General features: G+C 36.1%; 8 protein-coding genes. All 8 read left to right on the top strand.

The annotated features are described in order from the left end of the window. Window positions 1-6 precede the first annotated feature (6 nt). The 8 genes from FDY99_RS01605 (at window position 7) to FDY99_RS01575 (ending at window position 12,585) form a co-directional block, all read left to right on the top strand. The gene (locus FDY99_RS01605; protein ID WP_139418808.1) at window positions 7-783 is read left to right on the top strand and encodes a rhamnogalacturonan acetylesterase; all 777 of its coding nucleotides are present in this window, start codon (window positions 7-9) and stop codon (window positions 781-783) included. A 7-nt stretch (window positions 784-790) separates the two neighbouring features. Further along, on the top strand, window positions 791-1,951 hold the full coding sequence (locus tag FDY99_RS01600; RefSeq protein ID WP_139418807.1) for a glycoside hydrolase family 88/105 protein: 1,161 nt from the start codon (window positions 791-793) through the stop codon (window positions 1,949-1,951). 313 nt (window positions 1,952-2,264) lie between these two features. Beyond that, window positions 2,265-3,239, top strand: coding sequence for an L-rhamnose/proton symporter RhaT (locus FDY99_RS01595; RefSeq protein ID WP_317129806.1), 975 nt, complete (start codon window positions 2,265-2,267; stop codon window positions 3,237-3,239). Further along, window positions 3,230-3,352: a hypothetical protein gene (locus tag FDY99_RS23600; protein WP_317129805.1), complete on the top strand. Its 123-nt coding sequence runs from the start codon at window positions 3,230-3,232 to the stop codon at window positions 3,350-3,352. The genes FDY99_RS01595 and FDY99_RS23600 overlap by 10 nt, the downstream gene beginning before the upstream one ends. A 330-nt stretch (window positions 3,353-3,682) precedes the next feature. Next, a complete protein-coding gene (locus tag FDY99_RS01590) occupies window positions 3,683-6,727 on the top strand; it encodes a SusC/RagA family TonB-linked outer membrane protein (protein ID WP_139418806.1) in 3,045 nt (1,014 codons plus the stop codon). An 18-nt stretch (window positions 6,728-6,745) separates the two neighbouring features. Beyond that, window positions 6,746-8,809 (top strand): RagB/SusD family nutrient uptake outer membrane protein, encoded by a 2,064-nt coding sequence (locus tag FDY99_RS01585; RefSeq protein ID WP_139418805.1) that lies wholly within the window; start codon window positions 6,746-6,748, stop codon window positions 8,807-8,809. Between the two features lie 194 nt (window positions 8,810-9,003). Beyond that, window positions 9,004-11,106 carry a bifunctional aldolase/short-chain dehydrogenase gene (locus FDY99_RS01580; RefSeq protein WP_139418804.1) on the top strand — a complete coding sequence of 701 codons (2,103 nt, stop codon included), beginning with the start codon at window positions 9,004-9,006 and terminating at the stop codon, window positions 11,104-11,106. 198 nt (window positions 11,107-11,304) lie between these two features. Further along, entirely contained in the window at window positions 11,305-12,585 is a 1,281-nt protein-coding gene (locus FDY99_RS01575; RefSeq protein ID WP_139418803.1) for a TIM barrel protein, read from the top strand. Window positions 12,586-12,689 lie beyond the last annotated feature (104 nt).

Raw genomic sequence — 12,689 nt, 5'->3', positions numbered from 1 at the left:
TCAATTATGAAAATTAAAATCATTATTCCGTTTATCTTATTGGTTGTCTTTGTTGGGGTTTCCTTTAAAAAGATTCAGGACAAACCTGTTCTTTATATTATTGGAGATTCTACGGTACAAAACGGTTCTGGAAAAGGCTCTGATTTGCTTTGGGGATGGGGAAGTTTTATGAATCTTTTTTTGGATACGAACAAAATTGAAATTCAAAATCACGCAAAAGGAGGGAGAAGCAGCAGAACATTTTTGACGGACGGTCGTTGGGATTCTATTATGAAAACGATAAAAAAAGGAGATTATGTTTTAATGCAATTTGGTCATAATGATGGCGGTGAATTAGCCGATACATTACGAGCAAGAGGAACTATCAAAGGGATTGGTGAAGAATCTAAAGATATTTACAATTCGATTCGTAAAGTAAATGAAACAGTTTACACTTACGGTTATTATATTAGGAAATATGCGAATGAAACGAAAGCTAAAGGAGCGATTCCTATTATCGTTTCTCCTGTTCCGAGAAATAAATTTGATAAAAACGGAAAGATAGAAAAAGATCAGTACGGAATTTGGGCTCAAGAAGTTGCAAAACAGACCGGAGCTTATTTTTTAGATTTAAATACAATGGTCATTGCAAAATATGAAGAAATGGGCTCTGAAAAAGTAAAAGTTTTCTTTCCAAAAGATCATACTCATACCAATGAAGCAGGAGCAATTCTCAATGCAGAATTGGTGACAAAAGGAATTAAAGACTTAAAGGGTTGTCAACTTAAAAAATATATAAAATAAAAATATTATGAAAAAACTATTAACAGCAAGCTTTTTTGTACTGATTTTGGGAGGTGTGACTTCCTGTTCGGTTCAGAAACAGAGCACTGCAAGCAAAGTAGAGCTTCCGAATAAAAAAGACGTTTTGGAAGTTTCAAGAAGAGCCAATCAATATTTCATGAACAAATGGCCCGATACAGGAAAAGATATCGTTGGTAAAAAAGTGTGGCCAAGTAATCTTTGGACAAGAGCTGTTTATTATGAAGGGCTCATTGCTTTGTATAAAGTTGATCCTAAAAAAGAATATTATGATTACGCAATGTCGTGGGCAAATAATCATAAATGGGATTTGATGCGTGGAACTTATACCAGAAATGCCGATCATCAGGCTTGCGGACAAACCTACATAGATTTGTATGAAATCGACGGTAAAAAGCATCCTGAAAGAATTAAAAATGTAAAAGCTTCGATGGACAGTATGATTGCTACACCAAAAGTTGATGATTGGTGGTGGATTGATGCGCTCCAAATGAGCATGCCGATTTTCACGAAACTGGGGAGAATCACAGGAGAGCAAAAATATTTTGATAAAAACTACGAAATGTATGCTTACACAAAATATAAACACGGCGGAAATGGTCTGTATAATCAGGTCGATAAAATCTGGTGGAGAGACAAAAGTTTTGTTCCGCCTTACAAAGAACCGAATGGGGAAGATTGTTATTGGAGCAGAGGAAACGGTTGGGTAGTGGCTGCTTTGGCTAAAACCCTTGAAGATACGCCGAAATCTGATCCTCATTATCAGGAATATTTGCAGGATTATAAAGATTTGTTGGCTGCTTTGCTCCCAATTCAGCGTGAAGATGGTTTTTGGAATGTAAGTTTGCACGATCCAACGAATTTTGGAGGAAAAGAAATGACGGGAACCGCTTTATTCGTTTACGGAATGGCGTATGGAATTAATAATGGATTGATTGACAGAGATACTTATCTGCCAGTTTTGACTAAAGCCTGGAATGCAATTGTGAAAGATTCAGTGCAGCCAAACGGATTTTTAGGTTGGGTACAGGGAACTGGAAAAGAACCAAAAGACGGGCAACCACTTTCTGTAAGTAAAGAACCGGATTTTGAAGACTACGGTTTAGGGTGTTTATTGCTTGCCGGAAGCGAGGTTTATAAGTTGAAATAAATTTAATTTTTTTAGTAAAATTGAAAGGCTTAATGATGAAAATCGTTAAGCCTTTTTTGTTGATTTAAAAATGAAAACCATATTTAAATTATTAAAAAGCAAGAATAATGAAGAATTGATGCATATTTTTGGTTAACAGTTTTTAAATATAATCTGATTGAAACGCTTGTAACTGTCATTAAAACAATCAGTTGAAGAATTTATGTTTCAAATGATAAAAAATCTTATTTTTTCAAAAGTTTAAGCATGACACTACAAGATGCGCAATCGATTACATCTTGTTAATTTTCAAACTCAACCAATACGATAAATTATGAATGCATTATTAGGAGTTATTTTCCATTTTTTAGGAGGTTTTTCTTCAGGTAGTTTTTATCTGCCTTACAAGAAAGTGAAGGGATGGCAATGGGAAACTTTTTGGTTGATTGGAGGTGTATTTTCTTGGATTATTGTTCCGCCTTTGGCTGCATTTCTTACGATTCCTAATTTCTGGGAAATTATTCAGAATGAGAGTTCATCAATTTTAGCGTTGACGTTTTTATTCGGTGCTTTGTGGGGAATTGGTGGTTTTATGTATGGTTTGGGAGTTCGTTATTTAGGAGTTGCTTTGGGAAGCAGTATTATGTTGGGACTTACCATGGTTATCGGATCTCTTTTACCTTCTATTTATTATGAATTTAATCCACAAGAAGAAAAAGATAATATTGGTTTAATGCTTTCAAGCGATTGGGGAAGAATGGTTCTTTTAGGACTTTTGATTTGTGTATTCGGAATTGTCATCAGTGGAAAAGCGGGTGTGATGAAAGACAAAGAGCTTCAATCTGATTCTATTGATCCGCATGGAATGGAAGTAAAAACAGAATATAAATTTGGGTTAGGATTAATCGTTGCCATTATTTCCGGTGTTTTAAGCGCATGTTTCAATTTCGGTTTGGAAGCAGGAAAACCAATGGCAAACGTTGCTAATGAAGCCTGGAAAATAGCAAATCCTTCACAGGGAGAATTTCTTTTTCAGAATAATGTAACCTATGTTGTGGTTCTTTGGGGCGGAATGGCTTCTAATCTTATTGGTTGCCTTTATCTGTCATTTAAAAATAAATCATATTCAGATTACACAAAAAAGAATGTTCCTGTTATAAAAAATATCATTTTCTGCGCATTGGCGGGAACGATGTGGTTTTTACAGTTTTTCTTCTACGGAATGGGAGAAAGTAAAATGGGGAATGGCCCAAGTTCATGGATCTTGCACATGGCATTTATTATTTTAATAGCCAATTTATGGGGGTGATCATCAAAGAATGGAAAGGAGTTTCCAAAAAAACAATTTCTACGATTGTTTTCGGAATGTTCGTCATGTTTATTTCAATTTTAATTGTAGGATATGGAAATTCTTTGCGATAAAAATGTATTGCATCTACAAATTTTATTTTTATCATATTCATATAGTTAAGAGTTAGAAGCTCAATAAGGCACTGATCTTTTCAGTGTCTTTTTTATACTAATCATTTAATATTTTTTTGATGACAATCATGATAATATTGTTTTATAATTCTAAAATTTATCAAAGTTTATATAATCGAATTACTAATTATTTCAAATTTTAAATCTGATTTTTGTAAATATTTAAGAGAAATTATGATTTTTATAATGCAGGATATTGCAGGATGCCAGAACTTCAGCAACTGTGTACTTTGGTAACATGATAATTAATGTAAATAAAAGTTAATATATATGTCTTTAATAATTAAACAGAAGAATTTTAAGCCACTCATCGCACCGCTGTTTTTGCTTGCGTCTGGCTTTATGTTCGGACAAAAGGCAGTAAGTGATTCTGCCAAAACAGATACTAAAGATATCGAAGAGGTGGTAGTGATCGGATACGGAAAAGTAAAAAAGTCTGACCTTACCGGATCTGTATCTTCAGTGTCTGCGAAAGATTTAGCTGCTACACCGGCAATGAATGCTTTACAGGCATTACAAGGAAGAGCTGCGGGATTAAATATTGTAACGGCGGGTGGTGCTCCTGGAGCTACTGCCAATGTAACTGTTCGTGGTGGTGCTTCTATTACTCAGGGTACAGAGCCGTTGTATATTGTAGATGGTTTTCAATTGGATAACGCATTAAATATTATCAATCCGAATGATATTGAAAGTATTGATGTATTAAAAGGTGCTTCTGCAATCGCAATCTATGGAGCTCGTGGATCCAACGGTATTATTGTTATTAAAACAAAAAGCGGAAAAAAAGGAAGAACTACCATTCAGTATAACTCTTTTATGGCATTTGATATGCTTTCGAAGAAATTAGATATGGTTTCCAATCCTGAGCAATATGTGAAATATCAATATGAAATGGCACAACTTCAGGGAAAAACAACGCAGTGGAGTAATGTTTTTGATAACAGCTTAGGGATAGATTCGCCAGGATTTTATACAGGTGCTTTTAGCAGAATCAGCAATCGATACGGATCTGAAAATGGTTTAGACTGGCAAGAAAAAATGCTTGGTGGAACTGGTTTGACTCAGAATCATAACGTAAGTGTTTCTGCAGGCACAGATAAAACACAGGCATTCATCAGTTACAATTACAATAAGCAGGACGGTTTATTACAAAATTTCAGCGAAACACGAAACTCATTGCGTGCCAACATCAATTCAGAATTGTATAAAGGGATACGTTTAGATTTCAGTTCAATGTTTACTTCCAATTCTACAAACGGTGGTGGAGCATATTCAGGAATGAAAAAAATACTTCTGCAACCGATTACTGGAGGAACATTGTTTACACAAGATCAGTTGTTTAATACACAGACTTTTGCTGATTACTCAAGTTTAGATTCTTCATTTGATACAGAAAACCCGTATATAGAAACTGCAGCATCCACTCAAAACAGAAGAGCGCGAACATTTTTAGCAAATGTAGGTCTTGAATTTGATTTGCTGAAAGATTTTACATTCAGAACAGCAGGGTCATATAACTGGACGAATAGTAAATCTACTGCATTCTCAGATAAAAACTCTCGTGCATTTCTTACAGATCCTGTTAACACAGGAATCAACGGAAGTATTGCAAATTCTGAAGCATATAGATATCAAATCACCAATACATTAACTTACAATAAAACTTTAGGAGAAAAACATAAACTGACTGGTTTAATTGGTAATGAAATTATTTATCAGGAAAACGAAAGCAACAGCATGAGACTGACAAAATTCCCGACTATTTTAAATTATGGCTTGGATGACATCACAAATGCTACAGTGGCAGATAAAGATGCGGATAGATCTAGTAATGCTTTGATTTCATATTTTGCACGTGTAAATTATAATTATGATAATCGTTATTTATTAACGGGTACTATTCGTAGAGACGGTTCTTCAAAATTTGGTCCGGATAAGCAGTGGGGAGTATTTCCATCTGTAGCTGCAGCATGGAGAGTTTCAGAAGAAAGTTTTTGGAAAAACTCTAAAGTTGACAGTTATATCAATGACCTGAAGTTCAGATATGAATATGGTATTGTAGGAAACAATAGTATACCAAATAATGTATTCAGAACCAATGTGATAGGGACTGATTATCCTATGAATAATACTATAGGTAACTTAGCCTTAATGACAAGCAGTGTCTTGGGTAACCGTATTGTACAATGGGAAGAAATGAGATCTACTAACGTAGGGGTTGATCTTGCTTTGTTTAATAACAGAATTAAATTAACTTCTGAATGGTACAACAACAACGTTAGCGGAATGCTATTGGAAACTGTACTTCCTGCCTCTACAGGATATAAAAGTAAGTTTGTGAATGTTGGTTCTATGAAAAATACCGGTATGGAATTTACTTTAAACTCCATCAACTTAAAATCTGAAAACTTCAGATGGTCTACAGATGCTAATATAGGTTTCAATAAATCTAAAGTATTGTCTCTAGATGAAGGGAGAACCTTCAGAAACTTTAGTGTAGGAAGCAACAGAGCAGGTATGGTAACCTATTATGCTACGGTTGGAGAAGAATTAGGAGATATGTATGGATATGTTTATCAGGGTATTTATACAACTGATGACTTTACTCAGGCTGGAAACGGAACATTAACTTTAAAACCGGGAGTTGTAAAACCAGCTTCGGGAACTCCAAAACCGGGTGATATTAAATTTGCTGCAGATAATGAAGCAGGAGATCAGTTTACAAGAAAACTGGTAAAAATTGGAAATGGTACACCTGATTTTATTGGAGGTATTAGCAATAACTTTTCTTACAAAGGTTTCGATCTTGCGGTATTCTTGAAATTCAGCGTGGGTGGTGATGTTTATAATGCGACTAAGCACAGTATGAGTCCGTATGCAATGTTCCAAAATGTACCTTCAGAATTCGGAGATAACTATTATCATGTGATCGATCCTAATACAGGACAGGCTGCAACAAGCTTAGTAAGATTAAAAGAGCTTAATCCTAATGAAGATTCAAGTCTTTGGAGTTTGGGTACTACTAATTCTAGCTACATCACTTATCCTTCATCGTATTATGTAGAAGACGGTTCTTATTTAAGAGTTTCTATGGTAACATTAGGTTACTCTTTTTCTAAAGAATTTTTAAATCATATTAAGTTAACCAATGCACGTATCTATGCAACAGTGAATAACTTAGCAACCATTACGGGATATTCAGGATTTGACCCTGAAGTTTCTGCGGCAAGTGGTGTTACCGTTACACCTGGCTATGACAACTCTTCATTCCCAAGATCTAGAAGTTATGTTTTGGGTATCAATCTTACTTTTTAATATTTAAATGTTTCAGTCATGAAAAATATATTTACTAATCGCGATCTTTTAAAAAATCTAATAATAGTTCCAACTATTTTGATTGCTGGTTTAAGCATCAATTCGTGCAGCGATGATTTTTTAAATCAACCTGCATATAATTCATCAGATACAGAATCTGTATTTACCAATATAGAAACTGCGGACGCTTTTGTTCAAGGCTTATATAGAGGGATTGTTCCTACAGAAATGTTTTATCAATTGGGAGCTGGTGACACGGTTACCCATTCTGCGGAAGACGGATCAACCAATAATTCTAAATACAATATCTGTAATTTTCAGTACGATTCAAAAACACCGAATACCGTTACAGGAATCTATTCTGCAATGTATGCGGTGATCGAAAGAACGAATATCGCCATCGACAGATTACCAGATATGCCTGCAAGCCAAAAGCGTGATGCTTTATTGGCAGAAGCAAAGGCTATTCGTGCATTTTGCTACTACAACTTAATCAGAGTTTATGGTGATGTTCCTGCAATTTGGATTCCTTTAGAAGAAGCAGATCCTAATGATCCGAGTACGCTTTATCCTAAACGTGCTTCTCGTGACGTCATTTATGATAAAGTTATTGCAGATATACAAGAATCTATAAATAATATGCCGGCTTCAAACGGAACACCCGAAAGATTAAACAAGCAATCAACCAATGCGCTTTTAGCAAAAATAGCTTTATATGCAGCAGGATATTCTCTTCGTTGGGAGCTGAATACAAGTTCTCCGGGGATCATGTCTCGTCGTCCTGATAATGCGAGAGTTCAGCAATTGTATCAGATTGCAGATGCAGCAGCACTTTCTGTAATCAATGCAGGTACAAATAGTCTGGTACAGGCTCAAGGAGGAAAAAGCGGTTTCGAAGCTTTGTGGTTTAATTTCGACAGAAGAAATTTTTCAGCCGTAAATCAGGAAATGCTTTGGCATATTGCTTCCTATGGTCCAAATACCAATTCAGCATTTGGGGTGTATGCACATCCGGGTTCACGAGGAGGTACTTATGGTTCTCGTAAAGCGTTACAGTTCATACTTCCAAGTTATTATCTTTCTTTTAATGCTGCAGATAAACGTAGAGATGTTGCGACTACTTCTTACAGTATTTATTTCTTAAATTCAGGTAACGCAAGTGATACTTGGGTAGACGTAGGAACAACCTATTCTTGTATTATGCCGGGGAAATTCAGAATTTCTTGGTGTGTCGAGCCACAAGCTGCAGACGCTCGTAATTTGAATATTCCTATTATCAGATATGCAGATGTTTTATTGATGTATGCAGAAACACAAAATTATTTAAATTCAGGACCTACAGCTGCAGGAATCGCGGCGCTACAACAGGTAAGAAACCGTGCGGGAATTGGTTCGCTTCCAATTCCAAGTGGTCAGCAAGCATTTGAATCAGCACTAGTTCAGGAGCGTAAATGGGAATTTTCAGACGAATTTATGCTTCGTACGGATTTGATCAGAATGAACCGTATTGCAAGCGAAATTGATGCGACAAGAACAGCAATGAAAAACTTGTCAAACCGCACAGGTCAGTTTGCTTCTACACCAGTTTACCGTCTTTACAAATTTCATAAAAATGCTCAGGTTTATGGAGATCCATTCTTGGCAGTGACTTATATTGATTTAACTGATCCTGCACAGATTGCGCAAGTTCAAGCAGTTCCTACTAGCTCGGCTGGTTATGCGGCGTATCAAACGACTTTGAAAGCTATAGCATTAGCAAACGGACAAACTTCAACAGCTGATGACAAATGGTATCCTGCCAATATGTTCCAGGCTTATACAAGTACATTTAATGGTAACGCTAGAAAAGCTGTAGGATTTACAGCAGGATTTAATGCACTTCAGATAGGAAATATTATCTACACAAAACCAACAGGTTCAGCAGAAAATGGAGGAACCTATCCAAACTGGATTGAAGGTGGTGGAGACGGTCTTTTCTACGGATTTGTACCTAATAAAACAGAATTACTTCCGTTTGCGGCAGCTTCTGCAGGACATCCGTTGATTGATAATCCAAACCTTACTCAGCTTCCTGGGTATTAATTAAAAAACTATTCACCAATCAAAATATTAATTTATTTAACCTTAATGAAATGACTGTACGGCTGAATCGAAACGTGATAAATATCAGTGTTAATTTATCTTTAAATAATCGATTCAGCAGTATAGTACGGGATGCTGTAAAAAATACTACAGTCTAAATTTGGGTTAAAATTCAGAAAACAAAAAGAAAACAAATGGAAAACGTAAAAACATTCAAATACGTAGATTATTTATGGGATGAAAGCAAAGCCGCATCTTTGGGAGACGATCAGGTTGCTTTATTTTTATACCGTTCAAACATATTAGGAGCAGATCTTAGAATTACCAATTATGGCGGAGGTAACACAAGTTGCAAAACCATTGAAAAAGATCCGCTAACCAATGAAGAAGTTGAGGTAATGTGGGTAAAAGGTTCAGGTGGAGACATCGGAACGTTGACGAGAAAAGGAATTGCCGGATTATATACAGAAAGACTACGTAATCTTAAAAATGTTTACGGAGGTTTGGCAGACGAAGACAGAATGGTAGGCTTATTCGATCACTGTATTTTCGATTTGGATAGCAAAGCGCCTTCTATTGATACACCACTTCACGGTTTACTTCCATTTAAACATATCGATCACCTTCACCCGGATGCATTAATTGCAGTTGCAGCAGCAAAGGACAGCGAAAAAATTACCAAAGAAATTTGGGGCGACACAATGGGATGGGTTCCTTGGCAAAGACCTGGTTTCGATTTAGGTTTACAGCTTGAAAAATGTTTAGCTGATAATCCTGGAATCAGAGGAATCGTTTTAGGAAGCCACGGATTATTCACTTGGGGCGATACTTCTTACGAATGTTACATCAATAGTTTGGAAGTAATTGAAACAGCTTCTGAATATATTGCCAAAAAAATAGAAGAAAACGGACAGGTTTTCGGCGGACAAAAAGTAGAGTCGCTTCCAGCTGACGAACGAAAAAACAAAGCTGCTCAATTGATGCCTTTGTTGAGAGGTTTGGCTTCTTCAGAAAACAGAATGGTAGGTCATTTTACCGACAGCGATGTTGTTTTAGAATACATCAACAGTAATGATTTAGAAAGATTGGCTCCGCTTGGAACTTCTTGCCCGGATCACTTTTTAAGAACAAAGATTCAACCTTTGGTGTTGACTTTAGATAAAAATGAAGATTTAAGCGATTCTAAAGCTATTTTAGATAAATTAAATCCACTTTTCGAACAGTACAGACAAGAATACAAAGAATATTACGAAACATGTAAGCATCCAAACAGCCCTGCAATGCGTGATCCAAATCCTGTGATCATCATTTATCCGGGAGTGGGAATGTTCAGTTTCTCAAAAGATAAGCAGACAACACGTGTTGCGAATGAGTTTTATGTGAATGCAATCAACGTAATGCGTGGTGCAGAAGCAATTTCAGAATATACTTCTTTACCAAGACAGGAAGCTTTCGATATCGAATATTGGTTATTGGAAGAAGCTAAACTTCAAAGAATGCCTAAAGAAAAACCTCTTTCAAGAAAAGTGGCAATAGTAACCGGAGCAGGAGGCGGAATCGGACAGGCAATTGCTGATAAAATGGTTGCTGAAGGCGCAGTTGTTGTTTTCACAGACCTTAATCAGGAAGCGGTGGATTCTGTAACATCAAAATACAGCAAAGACCAAGCGGTTGCCGTTCCTTGTGATGTGACAAGCGAAGAAGCAATTGCAAATGCTTTCAAAGAAGCCGTTTTAGCATTCGGTGGAGTAGATATCATTGTTCATTCTGCAGGTTTGGCGATTTCTAAATCTTTAGAAGACACGACTACAAAAGACTGGGATTTGCTGGAAAATGTTTTGGTAAAAGGTCAGTTTATGATGGCTAAAAGCGGTGCTGAAATTTTGAAAAAACAAAATCTTGGTGGCGACATCGTGAATATTGCAAGCAAAAACGGTTTAGTTGCCGGACCAAACAACGTAGCTTACGGAACCGCAAAAGCAGCGCAACAACATATGACAAGATTATTGGCTGCAGAATTGGCAACTGATAAAATCAGAGTAAATGTTGTAAATCCAGACGGAGTTATCGTTGGAAGCAAAATTTGGGAAGGTTCTTGGGCAGAAGGTCGTGCAAAAGCAAACGGAATTTCTGTAGAAGAATTGCCAGCATTTTACGCAAAAAGAAATCTGTTAAACGAAATTATTCTTCCTGAAGACATTGCCAATGGAGTTTTCGCTTGTGTAGCGATTTTAGATAAAACCACAGGAAATATCATCAATGTAGATGGTGGAATGGCAAATGCTTTCCCAAGATAAATTTAAAATTCAACCACAAAAGGCACAAAAGATAAATAGAGTTATTATTCAGATTTTGAGAAGATCAAAAAAGTTTTTGTAACATTATTTTAAAGGTAAACAACCTGCTTTTTTGAACTTTAAATTTCAATAATTTTAGCTTTAAAAAATAAAAGAAAGCTTTTTGTGACTTTTGTGGTTAAAAATAAAAATCAAACTATGATTATAGGAAAAGATATCATTGAACAATACAATAAAAACGAAGTTGAAAATTTTAATTCAGACTACGCTTATTTATCAGATAAATTAGCAAGATCAGGAGCAAATGTTTCAGATATTGTCAATAAAATTGCCGATCTTCAGGTAGCAATTCCAAGTTGGGCTTTAGGTGCAGGTGGAACCCGTTTCGGAAGATTTTCTTACGGTGGCGAACCATCTTCTTTAGAACAAAAGTTAGATGATGTAGGGTTGATTCACGCTTTAACGCATTCTGCAGGCGCTATTTCTCTTCATATTCCTTGGGATATTCCGACTGATGTGAAAGCGATCAAAGAAAAAGCAACATCTCACGGGTTGATCTTCGATGCAATGAATTCAAACACATTTCAAGATCAGCCGGGAGCAAAGCAATCGTATAAATTTGGTTCTTTAAATGCTGCGAATGAAGACGCAAGAGCTTACGCAGTTGAACACAACAAAGAAGTCATCAGAATTGGAAAAGAATTAGATTCAAAAAGTTTAACTGTTTGGTTGGCAGATGGATCAAGTTTTCCGGGACAGTTGAATTTCCAGACCGCTTTGGCTAAAACTGAACAAAGTTTAAAAGAGATATATTCAGATTTACCGGAAGACTGGAAATTGTTCATCGAATACAAACCATACGAACCGAATTTCTATTCAACAACCATCCAGGATTGGGGAACTTCTTTTATGCTGGCAAACGCTTGCGGAGACAGAGCGTATACTTTGGTAGATCTTGGTCATCATTTACCAAACTCAAACATTGAGCAAATCGTTGCAACCTTGATGTATAAAGGGAAATTAGGAGGTTTCCATTTCAACGACAGCAAATATGGAGACGACGATTTAACGGTTGGATCGATTAAACCTTATGCTTTATTTTTGATTTTCAACGAATTGGTGTATGGAATGGAAAATAATCCAAACAATCCTTACCCGGCTTGGATGATCGATGCAAGTCATAACATCAAAGATCCTTTAGAAGATTTATTACAATCTTTAGAAGCTATCTTGATCGCTTATGCACAGGCACTTTTAGTAGATCAAAAAGCGTTAAAAGAAGCACAGCAAAATAACGATGTTGTTTTGGCTCAGGATATTTTGCAGAACGCATACAGAACTGATGTTCGTCCGTTATTAAGAGCAGCGAGATTACAGACAGGGGCGGCTTTAGACCCAATCGCAACATACAGAAACCTTAAAGTAAGAGAGCAATTGATTTCCGAAAGAGGTTTAAATGTAAAAGCAACAGGATTATAAAACCTGTTTTAAATTTGATAATTTCAACTTTCAAGTGCAATTGAAAGTTTAATTATATGTATCCTTATATAGTTTCGTTAAGGGAAAAGTGTTTAGATTATTAA

Source organism: Chryseobacterium mulctrae (assembly GCF_006175945.1).
GTDB lineage: Bacteria > Bacteroidota > Bacteroidia > Flavobacteriales > Weeksellaceae > Chryseobacterium > Chryseobacterium mulctrae.
Note: the sequence above shows the minus strand (reverse complement) of the source record. Positions and strands in the feature narration are given on the sequence as shown.